The 17,154-nt window shown below is 72.9% G+C and carries 14 protein-coding genes; 4 read left to right on the forward strand and 10 right to left on the reverse strand.

Features of this window, described 5'->3' with window-relative positions; translation table 11 throughout:
- Positions 1-23: 23 nt before the first annotated feature.
- Entirely contained in the window at positions 24-1,103 is a 1,080-nt protein-coding gene (locus ACIBLC_RS08825) for an NADH:flavin oxidoreductase/NADH oxidase (protein WP_399210049.1), read from the forward strand.
- Between the two features lie 14 nt (positions 1,104-1,117).
- Here ACIBLC_RS08825 and ACIBLC_RS08830 read toward each other — a convergent pair whose 3' ends face one another.
- From ACIBLC_RS08830 to ACIBLC_RS08855, 6 genes are all read right to left on the reverse strand, one after another.
- The gene (locus ACIBLC_RS08830) at positions 1,118-2,905 is read right to left on the reverse strand and encodes an ABC transporter permease subunit (protein WP_399210050.1); all 1,788 of its coding nucleotides are present in this window, start codon (positions 2,903-2,905) and stop codon (positions 1,118-1,120) included.
- A 58-nt stretch (positions 2,906-2,963) separates the two neighbouring features.
- Positions 2,964-4,463, reverse strand: a complete 1,500-nt coding sequence (locus ACIBLC_RS08835; protein WP_399210051.1) for an ABC transporter substrate-binding protein — start codon at positions 4,461-4,463, stop codon at positions 2,964-2,966.
- Positions 4,464-4,526: 63 nt separating this feature from the next.
- The gene (locus ACIBLC_RS08840; protein WP_399210052.1) at positions 4,527-5,063 is read right to left on the reverse strand and encodes a GNAT family N-acetyltransferase; all 537 of its coding nucleotides are present in this window, start codon (positions 5,061-5,063) and stop codon (positions 4,527-4,529) included.
- A gap of 167 nt (positions 5,064-5,230) precedes the next feature.
- Positions 5,231-5,872, reverse strand: a complete 642-nt coding sequence (locus ACIBLC_RS08845) for a sigma-70 family RNA polymerase sigma factor (protein WP_399210053.1) — start codon at positions 5,870-5,872, stop codon at positions 5,231-5,233.
- A gap of 141 nt (positions 5,873-6,013) precedes the next feature.
- Positions 6,014-6,730 carry a hypothetical protein gene (locus tag ACIBLC_RS08850; RefSeq protein WP_399210054.1) on the reverse strand — a complete coding sequence of 239 codons (717 nt, stop codon included), beginning with the start codon at positions 6,728-6,730 and terminating at the stop codon, positions 6,014-6,016.
- A gap of 155 nt (positions 6,731-6,885) precedes the next feature.
- Positions 6,886-7,464, reverse strand: a complete 579-nt coding sequence (locus ACIBLC_RS08855; protein ID WP_399210055.1) for a hypothetical protein — start codon at positions 7,462-7,464, stop codon at positions 6,886-6,888.
- A gap of 281 nt (positions 7,465-7,745) precedes the next feature.
- On the opposite strand from ACIBLC_RS08855, the gene ACIBLC_RS08860 reads away from it, so the two are divergent.
- Complete coding sequence (locus ACIBLC_RS08860; RefSeq protein ID WP_399210056.1) at positions 7,746-8,831, forward strand: WD40/YVTN/BNR-like repeat-containing protein; 1,086 nt, start codon at positions 7,746-7,748, stop codon at positions 8,829-8,831.
- A gap of 242 nt (positions 8,832-9,073) precedes the next feature.
- On the opposite strand, the gene ACIBLC_RS08865 is transcribed toward ACIBLC_RS08860, so the two are convergent.
- Both ACIBLC_RS08865 and ACIBLC_RS08870 read right to left on the reverse strand, forming a co-directional pair.
- Entirely contained in the window at positions 9,074-10,945 is a 1,872-nt protein-coding gene (locus ACIBLC_RS08865) for a leucine-rich repeat domain-containing protein (protein ID WP_399210057.1), read from the reverse strand.
- Between the two features lie 313 nt (positions 10,946-11,258).
- Entirely contained in the window at positions 11,259-11,936 is a 678-nt protein-coding gene (locus ACIBLC_RS08870) for a uracil-DNA glycosylase (RefSeq protein ID WP_399210058.1), read from the reverse strand.
- Between the two features lie 155 nt (positions 11,937-12,091).
- Here ACIBLC_RS08870 and ACIBLC_RS08875 point away from each other — a divergent pair, with 155 nt between their 5' ends.
- Both ACIBLC_RS08875 and ACIBLC_RS08880 read left to right on the forward strand, forming a co-directional pair.
- Positions 12,092-13,117, forward strand: coding sequence for an N-acetylglucosamine kinase (locus tag ACIBLC_RS08875; RefSeq protein ID WP_399210059.1), 1,026 nt, complete (start codon positions 12,092-12,094; stop codon positions 13,115-13,117).
- 95 nt (positions 13,118-13,212) lie between these two features.
- Entirely contained in the window at positions 13,213-14,136 is a 924-nt protein-coding gene (locus ACIBLC_RS08880) for a sirohydrochlorin chelatase (RefSeq protein WP_399210060.1), read from the forward strand.
- A gap of 76 nt (positions 14,137-14,212) precedes the next feature.
- Here ACIBLC_RS08880 and ACIBLC_RS08885 read toward each other — a convergent pair whose 3' ends face one another.
- Both ACIBLC_RS08885 and ACIBLC_RS08890 read right to left on the reverse strand, forming a co-directional pair.
- The gene (locus tag ACIBLC_RS08885; RefSeq protein ID WP_399210061.1) at positions 14,213-15,259 is read right to left on the reverse strand and encodes a lactonase family protein; all 1,047 of its coding nucleotides are present in this window, start codon (positions 15,257-15,259) and stop codon (positions 14,213-14,215) included.
- A gap of 139 nt (positions 15,260-15,398) precedes the next feature.
- Positions 15,399-16,901 carry an FUSC family protein gene (locus tag ACIBLC_RS08890; RefSeq protein ID WP_399210441.1) on the reverse strand — a complete coding sequence of 501 codons (1,503 nt, stop codon included), beginning with the start codon at positions 16,899-16,901 and terminating at the stop codon, positions 15,399-15,401.
- Between the last annotated feature and the right edge of the window lie 253 nt (positions 16,902-17,154).

The following is a 17,154-nucleotide window of genomic DNA, read 5'->3' on the forward strand; positions in this document are numbered from 1 at the left end:
CCCCACGACGAATGGAGTCCGCCGTGAGCGCGCTCTTCCAGCCCTTCACCCTGCGCGACGTCACCATCCCCAACCGGGTGTGGATGCCCCCGATGTGCCAGTACTCGGCCGCGCCGGACGGGCCGTCGGCGGGCGCCCCGAACGACTGGCACTTCGCCCACTACGCGGCCCGCGCCGCCGGCGGAACCGGCCTGATCATCGTCGAGGCGAGCGCGGTCTCCCCCGAGGGCCGCATCAGCCCGTACGACCTCGGCATCTGGAACGACACGCAGGTCGAGGCGTTCCGCCGCATCACCCGCTTCCTGACGAGCCAGGGCACCGTCCCCGGGATCCAGCTCGCCCACGCGGGCCGCAAGGCGTCGACCGACCAGCCCTGGAAGGGCGGCGCGCCGATCGGCCCGGACGCGTACGGCTGGCAGCCGCTCGGCCCGAGCCCGCTCCCCTTCGCCGAGGGCCACCCCGTTCCGGCCGAGCTGACCGTCGCCGAGATCCGGGAGATCGTCGGGCAGTTCGCCGACGCGGCCCGACGCGCGCTGGACGCCGGTTTCGAGATCGCCGAGATCCACGGCGCCCACGGGTACCTGATCAACGAGTTCCTCTCCCCGCACTCCAACCACCGCACCGACGCCTACGGCGGCTCGTACGAGAACCGCACGCGTCTCGCCCTCGAAGTCGTCGACGCCGTACGGGAGGTGTGGCCCGAGGACAAGCCGCTCTTCTTCCGCATCTCCGCCACCGACTGGCTGGAGGAGGACGGCTGGACGGCGGACGACACGGTCCGTTTCGCCGGGCAGCTCAAGGAGCACGGTGTGGATCTGCTGGACGTCTCGACGGGCGGCAACGCCTCAGGTGTACGCATCCCGGTCGAGCCCGGCTACCAAGTCCCCTTCGCCGCCCGGGTGAAGGCCGAGACGACGCTGCCCGTCGCCGCCGTCGGACTCATCACCGACACCGTGCAGGCCGAGAAGATCGTGGCCAACGGCGAGGCGGACGCTGTGCTGTTGGGCCGCGAGTTGCTCCGCAACCCGTCCTTCGCCCGGCTGGCCGCCCGCACGCTCGGCGCCGACGTGCATGTGCCGGACCAGTACCACCGCTCCGTCTGACGCGGCCCGGCACCTCACCCCTGGGACGGAACGGCGGCGCGGAACCGGTGCGGGGAAAGCGGGGCGGTCCGGTCGCGCCGCCGTGGCACGCCGTCCGCGACCGTCACCGCCAGCGCGCCCAGCAGCGCGAGTGCGGCGGCCGGGGCCAGGACGGCCCAGGGGGCGCGTTCGGCGTACGGCTGGTTCTCGGCGAGCAGCAGGCCCCACTCGGGGGCCGGCGGCTGGGCGCCCAGGCCGAGGAAGCCCAGCGCGGCCAGGGCCAGGGCGACGCCCGGGAGGCGGAGCAGGGCGTGCCGGGTGACGGGAGGCAGGACGGCGGGGAGGATTTCGTGGGCGAGGAGCTGGAGCGGGCCCGCGCCGAGGGCGCGGGTGGCGAGCAGGTGGGTCGTGGCGCGTTCCTGGCGGAGCAGGGCGGTGGTGTGGGCGGCGAGCGGGGCCCAGGCCACGGCGGCCACGGCCAGCGCGGGCGTCGCAGGTCCGCTGCCGGCGACCGCCGTCACCAGCAGCGCGACGAGGACGGGCGGCAGGGCGTTGACCGTGTCGACGAGCGAGCCCGAGACGCGGGGCAGCAGGCCGAGCACGACGCCGGTCAACAGGGCGGCGGCGCTGATCGCGAGCGCGAGCCCGAGGGTGTCGAGCGCACCGTGGGCGACGCGGGCGAGGACGTCACGGCCCAGGGCGTCGGTGCCGAACGGGTGCGCCCAGGAAGGGGGTTGGAGGCGCGCGGTGGTGTCCAGGGCCAGCGGGTCGCGGGGCAGGCCGAGTCCGATCACGCCGAGCAGCGCGGCGGCGTAGAGAATCGGTCGTCGCGTGGGCGTGCTGGTCTGCCGGCCGTGGAGCGAGGGCAGGGCGCCGTCCCGTAGCGCCGGCCCGATCAGAAGCCGGACCGCGAGGCGGACGAGCAGTCCGGCGGCGGCTCCGAGCAGGACGAGGGCCAGGGTGCCGGCCTGGAGGACGGGCAGGTCCTGGGCGAGGGCGGCCTGGAGAGTGGTGCGGCCGAGACCGGGGATGTCGAAGATCTGCTCCACGGCGACCGCGCCGCCGGTCAGGCCGACGACGAACAGCGCCAGGTTCGGGAGCAGCCCCGGCACACAACGGCGCAGTGCCTGGCGTGCGATGCTCCGGCCCGGTACCCCGCGCGCGGCGGCCGCCAGCGCCCACGGTTCGGCGAAGGCGCCCGGCAGCAGGTCGGCGAGGAGACGCCCGAGGACCGCCCCGGCGGGCAGCCCGAGCGAGAGCGCGGGCAGCACCATCCACTGCGGCCCGTACCAGCCGAGGGCGGGCAGCCAGCCCAGTTGCACGCCCACGACGGTGGCCAGCACCGACGCGGTGAGGAACTCGGGCAGCGCGGCCAGCAGGGCGGCACCACCGCCACCGGGCGGGCCGCCCCCGAGCCCGCCGCGTGCTCCGCGCCGGAGGACACGGGCGCACACCGCGCCCGCGGTGACGGCCGCGACCGTAAGTGCCCCTGCCATCAGCAGCAGGGAGACGGCCAGGGCCTGGGCGACGGCGGGCAGCACTTCGGCGCCGGAGATCCACGAACGGCCCGCGTCGCCGTGCGGCAGCCCGCCCAGCCACTGGCCGAGGAGTCGCAACGGCCCGGCGTCGAGGCCGAGTTCGTCCCGTACGGCCGCCAGCACCTCGGGATCGGGCGTACGTTCCGCCGACCGCGCCTTGAGCACGGTGAGTGCCGGATCGGTGCGCGACAGCCAGGGCAGCAGGCCGATGCCGCACAGCAGGAGGGCGGTGAGGGCGGCCCGCCAGAGCAGCACCGGGCCGCCGCCGCGCAGAGTCTCCGCCAACCGCGACGCCGCTGCCCGCGACGTGCCCGTCCGCGACTTCCGTGTCCGCACCGGGTCGTCAGCAGCGGGTGCCCGTGCCCACGAGGGCACGCTCGTACGGGTCGAGGAGCACGCCGCTCACGGAGGAGGCGACGCCGGTGATGATCCGCTGGTGGACGAGCGGAACGACCGCGTCGGTGCCGAGGATCTCGGCCTCCGCCTCCATGGCCTTGTCCCGTCGCTGCTCGGTGTCGCTCACGCCGCGCGCCCCTTCGACGGTCTTGTCGACCTGCTTGTCGCACAGCAGGGCCAGGTTGTAGCCGCCGTCGCAGGTGTAGTCGCTCGCGAGGACCGAGACGGGGTCGCCGGTGTCGAGCATGGTGTTGCGGGCGGAGACGAACGCGTCGAACTTCCCGGCCAGCACGTCGCTTTCGAGGCGCGCGTACTCGCGCACCTCCAGCTTCACCTCGAAGCCGGCCTTCTCCAACTGCTGCTTGAGCACCTGGGCGACCTCGGGCAGTTCGGGCCGGTTGTCGTAGGTGGCGAGGGTCACCGAGGTGCCGTCGGGATCCGTGGCCCGCGCGCGGCCGGCCGGTGTGACGCGCTTGCTCCCGGCCCAGTTCACGGCGGGGCCGTAGATCCCGGCGCCGGGATCGGCGTGCCCTTCGTAGACCCCCTCGGCGAGCGCGGAGGTGTCGACCGCCTCGCGTGCGGCGGCCCGGACCCTGGCGTCCTCGAACGGACCGGACCCGGCGTTGAGGAAGAGACTCGTGGTGCGGGTCGTGGCCGTCTCGCGCGCGGTGCCCTTGTCGAGGGAGGCGGCCTGGGAGACCGGGACCGCCTCGGCGAGGTCGGTCTCGCCGGTGCGCAGGGCGTTGGTGCGGGCCGTGCCGTCGGCGACGAACCTCGCGTCGATGCCGGAGGCCTGGGCGCGGCCTCCCCAGTAGTCGTCGAAGCGGTCGAGGGTGGCCGCGGTGGTGCCGGTGGTCGCGGTCAGCTCGAAGGGGCCGGTGGCGGTGCCGACCGGGCTGACGGCGCCCGCCTCGCCGTACGCCTTGGCGGACAGTACGGCCAGGCCGGGGCTGGACAGGCGCAGCGGCAGTACGGGGTCGGGGGCGGCGGTGGTGATCCGGACCCGGTCGTCGCCCGCGGCCTTCGCGGTGAGCTCGACTCCCGACAGTGCGGCCGGGGTCACCTCGGCCTCGGTGGCGTGGGTGAGCGCGGCGGCGACGAGGGGCGCGGTGACCTGCGTGCCGTCCTGGAACGTCGCCTCGCGCAGGGTGAACAGCCAGCCACGGTCGTTCTCACGGGTCCAGGACGCGGCGAGCGCGGGTATGGCGGTGCCGTTGGCATCCAGGCCGGTCAGCCCCTCCGTCACGCCGAGCCGGCTCAGGAGGGTGGCGTCGGCGCCGTACGGGGAGAAGTTCTCGGTGGGCGGGAAGGCCAGCGCGACGCGCAGCCGGGAGCCGTCCGACTCCTCCGACGACGGCGCCTCACCCCCGGAGGAGGCGAAGCAGCCGGAGAGGAGGGGGGCGAGCAGCAGTCCGGCGACGAGCCGGCGGCGGGGAACGGAGCGCATGGTCCTCGTTCTTCACAGGGTGCGGAGGGCGGGTACGACCGGCAGGCTACATGAAAATGCTTTTCATTTAATAGCGGGGATCTCGAAGTGGACGGTCCGGTCCCCCCGCCCCCGCTCCGCACGCTCGTCCCACACGACCTTGCCCATCGACCGCCAGAACGCCTCCGCGCCGGGCACAGCCGGGTCCGTGTGCAGATACACCGCGCGATAGCCGCCGTCCGCGGCCGCGAAGTCGAGCAGTTCACCGACCAGGCGCCGGGCCAGTCCGCGCCGCCGGTGTTCGGGACGCACGTACACACGGCGCAGCTGCGCGGTCTCGCCCGAGGGGTAACGCTCGGCGAGATGGCGGGGGTTGGGGGGATGCGCCGGCCCCCGGGAGTCCAGCGCGGCCGTCGCGACAACCGCACCGTCCCGCTCGTCGGCCACGACCAGCAGCGTGTGCCGGGCGGGCGCGAGATAGGCGTCCCGCAGGTCGATGATGTCGCCGTGCCAGCGCGGCACGTACCCCGTGCCGAAGTCGCGGTAGACGGTGTCGAGCATCACGGCACGCGCACTGTCCAGGTCGTCGGGGGTCGCTGTTCTTATGCAGTAGTCACGCACTTGCACATCTTATGCATTAAGAGATCTTTACTCTCCGCCCGGGGTCGGCCCTCCCCTCGTGGTGGCTGGGCGTGCGCGGCGTGGTTCGCGTGCGGAAAGGCCGAACGGGTGTCGGTGTACTGCCTGTTGGGCAGCCACCGGCACCCGTTCCGTCGGGCTCCTCGCCGTCAGGCCGCCAGTGCGGCCGGCTCCGCGTGCGGCGGACCGGCGGGCTCCCTCAGTGGCTCGTCGGTCTCGGCGAGCAGCGCGAGCAGGGTGGCCCGGGCGCGCGCGACGCGGGAACGCACCGTGCCGATCGGGCAGTCGCTGAGCTGCGCCGCCTCCGCGTAGGGCAGGCCCATCAACTGGGTGAGGACGAAGGCCTCGCGGCGCTCGTCGGGCAGGACGGCCAGCAGGTCGAGGAGGGCGATGCCCTCGTCGAAGCCGGGCAGGTCGCACGGCTGGGCCAGCTCCACCGCCAGTTGCCAGTCGCGGGTGTCGCTCAGCCGGGGCCGGGCGGCGGCGTGCCGGAAGCTGTCGATCACCGCACGGCGTGCGATGGACAGCAGCCACGCGCGGGCCGAGGAACGTCCCTCGAACCGGTGCAGGCTGCCGAGCGCCCGCAGGAACGTGTCCTGGGCCAGGTCGTCGGCGGCCTGGGGGTCCGAACTGAGATGGGCGACGTAGCGCACGACGTCACGGTGCAGGGCTCCTACGAAGCGTTCGACGGCGTCCGGGTCACCGCCGCGGGCGGCCAGCGCCCAGGCGGTTATCGACTCGTCGACCGACGCCGTGTCGTCGAGCGGAATGGGCAGGGCAGAAGTGATCACCAGGTGTCCTTCTCGGGTCATCCGCGATCCGGACCGCCGCGCCGGGCGCGATGGATCCGATGTGGGGTGAGGCCGTACGGCTGTGGGCGTACGGCCGAGACCCGAGGCGCTCGACGGGGCCGCCTCGGGGAACCGGCTGTCTCAGGCGACAGCGGTCCCCGTCGGCGGGCCCCGGGAGGTGATGGCGTGAACGAGAAGCAGGCGCGCGGGCGCCCGGTCCGAGGAGGCGCGGCCCGCGCGCACGCGGGGCCGGTGCGGTGGGGTGGGCAGCGCGTGCAGCAGGCGCAGCGGCGCGGCCAGCCGGCCGGCCAGCGCCCGCAGGATGCGGAACGCGGCGCGTTCGCCGTATCCGAGCCACAGGCCGCACAGCAGCGCGGCCACCAGGTGGGCGGCGACCATGCCGGACGAGGACATGCCGCTCATGTCGTGGCTCAGGTGCGCCGTGGGACCCGCGGCCATGGTGCCCATGTCCATGGGGTCCATGTGCGCCGAGTCCATGTGCATCGACCCCATGGGCATGTTCCCCATGTCGTGCCCCATGGCGTCCATTCCGGCCGAGCCGGATGTCGTGCCCAAGGCCGTGCCCGTCCCCGCCGCTCCCCCGGCCGACTGCGCGAGCGAGAACGCCGAGTGGAGTACGCCCTGGGTGACCACCACCACGGTCATGATCAGCGGCAGTCCGCGTTCACGGCGGGCCAGGCACCAGCCCAGGCCGCCCGTCGCCACGGCCGCGGCGCCCATCGCCCACCAGGGCACCGGGGAGCCGGACATGAGCACGTGACCCAGGGCGGCGAGCAGCACACAGACGGCCGCGAACACCGCGGCCCGTACCGTGCGAGAACACCACCCAGCAGTCATGACGGGGCTCATCCTCGCATCCGGGGCTCGTGCGTCATGGTGAGGTACGGGAACAACCCCCGTTCAGCCCTCACCGCGGAGCGGGTGATCCAGAACACATCAACGCCCGGGAACTGGAAGGACGTTCACACCGACTTGTGGAGAGGGACCCCGGGTCAGCTGGTCTTCCGCCCCCAGAGCGGCCCGAACCGCGCCCACTCCTCGTCCCACTGATCCATGCGCCGCCGTTCCAGCCGGCCACGGACGAGCTGCCCGCAGACGAAGGGCACGACCGCGGCACTCACGCCGACCAGGATCCCTACCAGGGAGGCCCGCAGCCGGGCCTCGGACACGGTGGCGGGCCTGGTGACATGGCGGCCGTCGGGGTCCGTCCAGATGGTGACAGCGGTCCCCTCGGCGGTGCCGGCGAGCACCCGTGCCTGCCCGGCGTTGACGGAACCGTCCGGCGCGGTCCAGCGGACCTTGGCCCAGACCCGGTCCGCGCCGTCGTCCGTGGGGGTCGGCTCCGTCGCGTCCGCGGTGAGCCACGCCGGGACGGCGTGCCACTCGGCGCGCTGCTGGGCGAGACCGCGCTCCACGGACTGGGCCGCCGCCACGCCGACGAAGATCCCGCCGCACACGGTGAGCGCCCAGGCCACGAGCACGATCCAGGCCTCCAGGGTGTCGCTGCGGCGCCGCAGCGGATTGCGCCGCCATCGCCACAGCCACCCCTTGGGAACACGGAATGCCGCCATGACTGGCATCTTCGGCATCCTCCTCACGACCGCACGGACAGGCCAGATCCCCCTCCCAATACGCGACCGGTCCCCGCGATGCTCACGCCGACTCCGTCGGCTCGTCCCTGCCAGGATCTCCCCCGCCTCCCGTACGCGCCCGGCGAGAGCCGCCGAGAAGCCCGTCCAAGCACCGAAGTAAGCGCGCTGACCTGCGGATACGTCGAGTCCAGAGGTGACTGTCAGTGCCGGGGTGCAGACTGACCCGTACCTGAGACAACGACGTCGCGGAGGTGGTCGGCATGGCCGACGTACTGCTCACCGTGGGTACCCGCAAGGGGCTCTTCATCGGCCGACGGCGCGGCGGCGCCTGGACGTTCGACGAGAGTCCGTACTTCAACGCGCAGGCGGTGTACTCGGTCGCGATCGACACCCGGGGCGAGACACCGCGGCTGCTGGCCGGCGGGGACAGCGCGCACTGGGGCCCGTCCGTCTTCCACTCCGACGACCTCGGCCGCACCTGGGCGGAGCCGGCGCAGCCCGCCGTGAAGTTCCCCAAGGACACGGGGGCTTCGCTGGAGCGGGTGTGGCAGCTGCACCCGGCCGCGGCGGAGCCGGACGTGGTGTACGCGGGCACGGAGCCCGCCGCGCTGTACCGGTCGGAGGACCGGGGCGAGTCCTTCGAGCTCGTGCGTCCGCTGTGGGAGCACCCCACGCGGTCGCGGTGGGTGCCGGGCGGTGGCGGGGAAGGGCTGCACACCGTCCTCACCGACAGCCGCGATCCGCGCGCCGTGACGGTCGCCGTCTCCACGGCCGGGGTGTTCCGCACGGACGACGGCGGCGCGAGCTGGACGCCGGCCAACTCCGGTGTCTCGGCGGTGTTCCTGCCCGATCCGAACCCGGAGTTCGGCCAGTGCGTGCACAAGGTCGCCAAGGACGCGGTGAATCCGGACCGCCTGTATCTCCAGAACCACTGGGGTGTGTACCGCAGCGACGACGCGGGCGGACGGTGGACCGACATCGGCGCGGGCCTGCCCTCCACCTTCGGGTTCGCCGCGGCCGCGCATCCGCACCGCGGTGACACGGCCTACGTCTTCCCCATCAACGCCGACGCGGACCGCGTCCCGGCGGATCGCCGCTGCCGCGTCTTCCGCACGGCCGACGCGGGCAAGAGCTGGGAAGCACTGACGGCCGGCCTCCCGGAGCAGGACCACTACGGGACCGTGCTGCGCGACGGCCTGTGCACGGACGACGCGGACCCGGCGGGCGTGTACTTCGGCAATCGCAACGGCGAGGTGTACGCGTCGGCGGACGACGGGGACAGCTGGCAGCAGTTGGCCTCACACCTGCCGGACGTGCTGTGCGTACGCGCGGCTGTCGTCGGCTGAGACCGGGGAGGCCGCCCCGTACGCCATCCCGCGGGGCGAGATCGCCGCGGGGCGCCCCTGTCTCCCGGCGGGGGCGAACGTCCTACGGAGCTTCCAGCAGCCCTTCGACGAGGTGCGTGTCCTCGTCGAAGGGCAGGATCCCTACCCCAACCCGGAACGCTCACAGTCCGGCTGCCCGTGCGGAGGCCGGGGCCGGGGAACCCGACCTGGCAGGCAGACGAGCGGGCGATGTGCCCCGGGTCTCACCAGCGCACGTGCCAGGCCACCCGGGTCACTCCGTCCGCCAGCAGCCGCTGGAGCACGGGGGTGAACGGCCGCTCGTATCCGTGGTCCTGAGTCAGTTGCAGTTCCCGCAGCCGGGGCACCTCCAGCAGGGGCGTCCAGTCCTCCACCCGGTCGCAGCCCGCGAGGCTGAGCCGCTCCAGTTCCGGGAAGGCGCCGATCCCCCCGATGTCGGTCAGGTGGCTGTGCCGCAGCTCCAGCGTGGTCAGGGCGGTGAGCCGCTTCAGAGGGGAGATGTCCGGCCAGGACAGTCCGTCCGCCTCCAGGTGGGTCACCTGGGCGGGCAGATCCGTCGCCTGGGGGCAGCGGTGCAGTCTCAGCCTCTTCAGCTCGGGCTTCGCCTCCAGGACTGCCAGACTCCGCACCAGGGGCAGGTTCATCAGTTCCAGTTGGGAGATGTGCGATCCGGCGAGAGCGCCGATGTCGGTCAGCAGCGGAAAGTCGCGCAGTTCCAGCTGGTCGGCATCCGGCAGCCCGCCCTGCTCCCCCAGCGTCGTGACCAGGGGCACTTCCCACAGTTCCAGCTCGCTCAGGGCGGGCAGGTGCCCGATGCCGTGCACCGACTTCAGAGCGTGGCAGCGCCAGATCATCAGCCTGCGCAGCAAGGGGTAGGCACGTATGCCGTCCAGGGCTCGGAGGGACGGGCACTCGATGAACCGCATGTGGTCCATCAGCGGCATGGCGGGCAGCTGCGAGAGGTCGGTGAGCGCGTCCAGGCGGAGTGCGTCGAGGTCACGGAGCCTGGGGACGTGCTCCAGGGCGGAGAAGTCGGCCAGGGCCGGGCAGCCCTCCGCGCGGAACTGACTGATGGGTGAGCCCTGCAGCCCTTCGAGGGTGGTGAGATCCGCGCAGTCCTTGACACAGACGTAGGTGAGGCCGGTCAGAGCCCCCAGGCCGCGCAGGTCACGCAGGGCGGAGCAGCCGTCCAGCGTCAGTTCGGCCATGCCCGGGTGGGATCCCAGGCCGGTGAGGGTGGCCAGCTTGCGACAGTCGGTGATCCGCAGCTCAGCCAGGCCGGTCAGCGCGCCGATGCCCTCCACGCTGGTCAACGAGGCGCAACTGCTGAGGTCGAGTTCGGTGAGGGCGGGTAACCTCGTGAGCCCCCGAAGGTTGCGCAGCCCGGTCCAGCCGAGGTCCAGGTTGGTCAGGCGGGTCAGTCCCGCAAGCTGCCCGGCATCGCGGAAGGAACGGCAGCCGCGCATGGTGAGGGTGCGCAGGTCCGGAAGGGCCGCGGGCAGTCCGGCGACATCGCGCACCTTGGTCATGCTGACGTCCAGTTCACGCAGGCCGCGCAGGGTGAACAGTGGACGGATGTCGCTGACCTGACGGCAACGGTGCAGATTGAGCCGGGTGAGCGCGGTCAGGGTGCTCAGCGGGGCCAGGTCCGATATCCCGGCACAGCCGTTGAGGTCGAGGTCGGTGAGGGCGGTGAGCGCGGCCAGGTCGCCGAGGTCGGTGACCTCCTTGCATCGGTCCATGTGGAGTTTGCGGAGCATGGTCAGGTGACGCAGGCCGCGCAGCGACTTGATCCGGCGCAGCCGCAGCTCGGCGCGGCCCTCATGTGCGAAAGCGGGCGCGAGGAGGAGTTCGCAGAAACGGTCCGGGTCCGCGGCCCGGGGCAGTTCACGCAGCAGGAGATCGCCTGAGTAGGCGGCGGTGGGCGCGAAACGGGCGGCGAGGTCGAGGGCGGCCCCGTCGTCGTGAACGGTGAGCAGTTCACGAATCGCCTTGCGCGCGCGTGCGGGGGTGGCGCCGGCGAGCAGGCCGCGCAGTTCGCCGACCAGAGGATGGACGCCGGACGCGTCGGCGGAAGCGGGGTTCTGGGCTGTCATGGCGTGGAGCCTAGGGGTGGGGTACGACAACGAGGATCGAGATGTACCGGGTGAACCGGTGGGTCGGGGCGGCGGGAAAACGCCCGCCCCGACCCACGAACGGGCGGGCTCCCCGTACCGCCGGACGGGGCGGACCGGCCGTCGGCCCGCGAACCGCTCCGGGTGCCAGGAGGCGCTGTGTGCGCTGCTCGGCGATGTGCCGCGCGTGCACCACCAGCGGACCAAGAACCTGCTGGCACTTCGGTGGACAGACTCGGCCGTTACGACGGCCGTTACGACGGCCGTTACGACGGCCGTTCGCTACAGCCGTTCGCTACGGCAGACGCCAGTCGACCGGCTGGGCACCCTGCTCGACGAGCAGGTCGTTGGCCCGGCTGAACGGCCGTGAGCCGAAGAATCCACGGTCCGCCGACATGGGGGACGGGTGGGCCGACTCGATCGCCGGCAGATCGCCCAGCAGCGGCCGCAGATTACGCGCGTCACGCCCCCACAGCACGGACACCAAGGGCTTACCGCGCGCCGCTAGCGCTCGGATCGCCTGCTCGGTGACTTCCTCCCAGCCCTTGCCCCGGTGCGCCGCGGGACTGCGCGGTGCCGTGGTGAGCGCCCTGTTCAGCAACAGCACTCCCTGCTGCGTCCACGGCGTCAGATCACCGTTGGACGGCCTGGGCAGCCCCAGGTCGGAGTGCATCTCCCGGAAAATGTTCTCCAGACTGCCCGGCAGCGAACGCACGTCGGGCGCCACCGCGAAGCTCAGCCCGATCGCCATCCCCGGCGTGGGATAGGGATCCTGACCGACGATCAGGACACGGACGTCGTCGAAGGGCTGCTGGAAGGCCCGCAGGACATTCGCCCCGGCCGGAAGGTAGGTCCGGCCGGCCGCTATCTCGGCCCGGAGGAAGTCCCCCATCGCGGCGACGCGTTCGGCCGCAGGTTCAAGGGCCTTCGCCCAGCCCGCTTCAACAAGTTCTTGCAAGGGTCGTGGTGCCACAGCGCGTCACCCTACTGGCACACACGGGGGCCCGCACAAACAGGGAAGCCCCCACACACGGACACCGCCCTCGGCGCTACTCTTCCTCCTCACCAAGGTCATCGATCCGGTCCGAGCAGATCACGCAGCCGGTCACCGGTAAGGAGGGGAGCCTGTTGGCGCCTGCCGTGACGCGCGCCGGCTCGCCACCCGGGGTGCTGGCGGTGGACTCGGGAGGTTCGGGGCTGCGCGCGACGCTTGCCGTGCGCGGGCAGGCCCACGGGGTTCCGCTGGCCTCGAAGGAACCGGTACGCACCGGTCCGCGCGGCATCGACGCCGGTCATCTGCTGGAGCAGTTGCTGCCGATGGCCCGGCGGTTGATGGCCGACGCGGGCGTCGACGACCTCGCGGCGGTCGCCGTCGGAGCCGCGGGCCTGGCCACACTCGGCGACGAACTGCGCGCCGAGCTGCCATCGGCCCTGGAGCGTGAACTCGGCGTGCCACGGCTCGCGCTGGCCGCCGACGCGGTGACCGCGTACCTGGGGGCGCTCGGCCACCGGCCCGGCGCGGTCGTCGCCGCCGGCACCGGCATGATCGCGGTCGGCATGGACCTGGAGAGCTGGCGGCGGGCGGACGGCTGGGGTCATCTGCTCGGCGACTGCGGGGGCGGGGCCTGGATCGGCCGCGCCGGCCTCGAAGCGGCCGTCCGGGACTTCGACGGGCGCCGTGGCGGATCGGCACGGCTGCGAGCGTGCGCCGAGGAGATGTTCGGGCCGGTACCGGGCCTGCCTGGCCGGCTGTATCCGCGGACCGACCGGCCAACCGTGCTCGCCGCCTTCGCACCCGAAGTGGCCCGTTGCGCCGGGAGCGACCAGGTCGCGGCGGACATCCTGCGTGCGGCGGCACGAAGCATCGCCGAGTCGGCCGCCGCTGTGTGCCCGCCCTCGGGAGAGCCCCGAGTCGCGCTTACCGGCGGCCTGTTCAAGATGGGCGACCCCCTCCTCGTACCACTGCGGAAGGAACTGGCGGAGCAACTGCCGCACGCCCGGCAGGTACCGGCGGCGGGTGACCCGCTGCACGGCGCCGTGCTGCTCGCCGTCGATCTGGCGAAGGACGAAATCACCATCCCTGGGGACGAACGGATGTTGTTCGTGGTGACCGAAGAGGCGAGGGGACACTTTCGTCATACTGATCACTTCTGATCAGTACGTAACTCATCAGACAAAAGCGGACGGATACCGCTCACCTGCACCCTCCCCGAACAGGGGAACCCAAGAAACCAGTAACATGCGGCGCCATGAGCTCCCCCACTGGGCCCGCGTCCGGCCTGCCAGTACGAATGCCGCGACCCCGCCAGCCCGGGCGGCACCGCCGCCCGGAAGCCCTGGTGGCTCCCGAGGGCGCGCCCGCGCTCGTCATCGCGGTGCCGGGCACCCCCAGCGCCGCCACACGCAGCCTCACCGAGGAGGTCGTGAGCATCGCGCGCTCCGAGCTCCCCGGTCTCGATGCCCGCATCGGGTACCTCGACGGGGACGACGCCGAGTTCCCCACGCTTCAGGCCGTGCTGGTCCGCGCCTCCGAGGAGCGCACCGCCCGTTTCGAGCAGTCCCGTGCCGCCGGTTCGGACGTGGCCGAGCCCGACGGGCCCGTGGCCGTCGTGGTGCCCCTGCTCGCCGGGCCCGACAACGCGCTGCTGCGCCGGATCCGCCAGGCCGTCATGGAAAGCCGCGTCGCGGCCGACCTGGGCGATGTGCTCGGCCCGCACCCGCTGCTCGCCGAAGGGCTGCACGTACGCCTTTCCGAGGCGGGTCTGGCGCGCGCCGACCGTGCCCGGCTGTTCACCGTGACGACCGCCGCGGACGGCATCATCCTCGCATCCGTGGGCGGCGAGGAGGCTGTCCAGGCGGCCGGGATCACCGGCATGCTGCTGGCCGCGCGGCTCGCCGTGCCGGTGATGGCGGCGGCGCTCGACGAGGAGGGCGCCATCGCGGCCACCGCCGAGCAGTTGCGCAACTCCGGATCCCAGAACCTGGCCCTCGCGCCGTACCTGATCGGTCCCGAGCTCGACGCGGGTCTGCTCGACGCGGCGGCCAAGGAGGCCGGCTGCGCCGCGGCCGAGGCGCTCGGCCCGTACCCCGCGATCGGCAAGCTGGCGCTGGCCAAGTACACGGCCGCGCTGGGCATCGCCCCGCAGCAGCCGCAGGGGGCGCCGACGCACTGAGCGCGGCACCACGGAGAACGCGAAAGGGCCTGCTCCTGTGCTGGAGCGGGCCCTTCGCGTGGGTGGCCCGGCGAGGTCAGCCGAGGACCACGCAGGACGCCGCGGGAGCGTCGATGGAACCGCCCCGCCTCGGTAGGCCCGTCTCGGGGTCGACCGTGAACCAGGTCACGTCGCCGGAGCGCTCATTGGCGCAGTACAGGAAGCGCCCCGACGGGTCGAGGGCCAGCGCGCGCGGCCAGGTACCGCCGCAGGGCACCGTGGCGACCAGCCGCAGCCCCTCGCCCATGGCGTCGGGCGTGAGTACGGAGACGACGTCCTGACCGCGCGTGGCGGTCCACACGAAGCGGCCGTCGGGCGACACGACGATGCCCGACGGGAAGGCGTCACCGTCCGGTACTCCGGGCAGCACCGGGATCTCCGCGACGGGCCGCAGCGCGCCTTCGGCGGCGTCCCACCGGCAGACGTGGACGGTGGGCGCGAGTTCGTTGAGTACGTAGGCGTGTTCGCCGCGCGGGTGGAAAGCCAGGTGCCGGGGGCCGGAACCGGGGCGCAGCGCGATCTCGCGGTGCACGGTGAGCGTTCCGCCGTCCAGCGCGCACACCCGCACCGAATCCGTCCCGAGGTCGATGCTCACCGCCCAGCGACCGCTCGGGTCGGGCTGCACCTGGTGGGCGTGCGGGCTGAGCTGGCGTGGGGTGTGCGGGCCCGAACCGGTGTGCTGGAGCACGCTGGAGGCGGCGCCCGCGAGCCCTCCGTCGGCGCGGACGGGGACGGCCGAGACGCTGCCGGAGCCGTAGTTGGCGGTCAGGACGTGTCCGTCGAAGACGCTCAGGTACGTGGGACCGCTGCCGCCGACCGGCACGGGCTCCCCCGTCAGCTCCGGCTTGTCGCCGGTCAGACGGTATGCGGCCACCGCACCCTCGGCCGTCTCACTGACCGCGTAGAGCGTCTCCAGCGTAGGCGACAGCGCGAGGTAGGACGGGTCGGGGACACCGTCCACCGCACTGAGGACGGTCAGCGCTCCGCTGACCGGGTCCACGGCCGCGGTGACGACGCCGAGGCCTCCCGCCGCCGTGAACGAGCCGATGAACGCCCGCTGTCGCCGCCTGCCGCCGTCTGCCACTGAGGTCCCCTCTCGCTCCCGCGTTGTCGGGGCGACGGTAGCAGTCCGCCATCCGCGGTCTAGACCAGGTGGAGGCCGGGGCCTGTTCGGTGTACCCGAGGTTCACCGACCCGCCGGAACAAGCCTGGTGAGCCGCGGTTCAGGCGGGAAGCAAAGGTGCGTACCGGGAGGTGCGCAGAGGCACCTCCAGTTCGGCGAGCGCCCGTTCCAGGCTGTGCAGGTGAGCGAGCGCGGGCTCGGTGACAGCGGGGTGGGGCACGGCTCCGAGGGCTCGGGCAGGCTCGTGACGTCCTCGTTCGCCCGCGGTCAGGGCTTCCACGGCCGTCTTCACACGGCCGCAGGCCGCGACGAGGCGGGCATCGTGGCCGGCGTCCGGGTCCGCGGCGACGGCCACCAGGCCGCGCACCTCGCGGGCACAGCCGTCCAGCAGGGTGATGACCTGGCCGGCCCGTGCCTTGCGGGCGCGGAACGGGTTGAGCGGATGCACGAGGGGAGCGAGCGCCATCCGGACACGGGCCAGCAGCACTTCGAGTTCGGCGGCGTGGGGCGCGGGATCCGCTGACGGCGAGCCCGCGAGACGGGCGGCGGCCTCGGCGGTCGCCGCGTGGACGCAGCGCAGCGCGCGCTGGATCCACGCCTCGTTCGTGGCGTGGGTGGTGACCGGCAGCACGAGGACCACGGCGAGCACCGCTCCCGCCGCGCCGATGGCCGTCTCCTCCAGACGCAGTACCAGCAGGTTGGCATCCAGCACGCCCAGCAGGCCGTACAGCAGGCCCGCCATCACCGTCACCGACAGCACCATCCAGCTGTAGGAGACCGCGGCCGTGTAGAAGATCCCGAAGACACAGACCGCGACCAGGACCGCGGTCGGTACCGGCGCCCCGTGCAGCGGGATGGCGATCAGCACGCCGACGACGATGCCCACGACCGTGCCCAGCACCCGGCGGAAGCCGCGAACGAGCGTCTCGCCGCGCGAGACGGTGTTGACGAAGATCCACCAGACGGTGCCGACGGCCCAGTACCAGCGGTCCTCGGACAGTGCCTGACCGAGGACCAGGGCGAAGGCGCAGGCCACCGTGGCCTGGAGGGCCTGCCGGGTGGTGGGGCGGGCCAGGCCGCTCCCGGGCAGCGGCCGGGGTGCCGGAACGGGCGGAGCCGCGCCACGCTCCAGGGGCCAGAGGACGAAACGTACGAGGGCGGCGGCGCCGAGGGCCAGACCCACCGCGGCGTACAGCTCGGGCAGCTGCTCCGGGACGGCGTGCAGGAACTGCGTGACGAAGAAGTTCATGAACGCGAAGATCCCGAGCGCGTGTCCCCGAGCACCCCAGCGGCGGGCGTACACCCCGCCGAGGACCACCAGCAGGAGGGCCGCGTCTCGGGCCGGGGCCACACCGTGCAGCAGGGTCGCCAGGGCCAGCACGGGGAAGCCGGCGACCGGAAGCAGCGCGGTGGTCACCCGCTGGGCGCGCACCGTCCCGTCGGCGACCGTGAAGAGGGCGAGCAGGGCCGCCAGTCCCCCCGTGATGGAAGCCGTCAGGGACAGTCCGACGAGTTCCGCCAGGGCGACGGCGAAGCCGATACCGACGACGGCACGACAGGAGTTCCGCAGCCTGACATGCCCCGGATCCGGAGCCACGAGCATCCTCTTCACGGCGGTACGCCGCCCCCTCGACCGTCTCGCGCCGCGCACGCGGGCGCCCGGGGTGGCGGAACTCGCGGACACGACGAAGCGCCGCGGTCCGGTACGGCCTCGTCGCCGTCCGGCGCTGCGCGGCGCCGATTGTGCATGGTTACAGCACAGGTAACCATCCGTGGGCACAACGGCTCAACTCGTGACCGGATCACTGGACCATTGGCCCACTACAGAGGGGTGGGGACGGTCCGGCAGTCGGCCA

The organism is Streptomyces sp. NPDC050535 (assembly GCF_044457665.1).
Classification (GTDB): Bacteria; Actinomycetota; Actinomycetes; order Streptomycetales; family Streptomycetaceae; genus Streptomyces.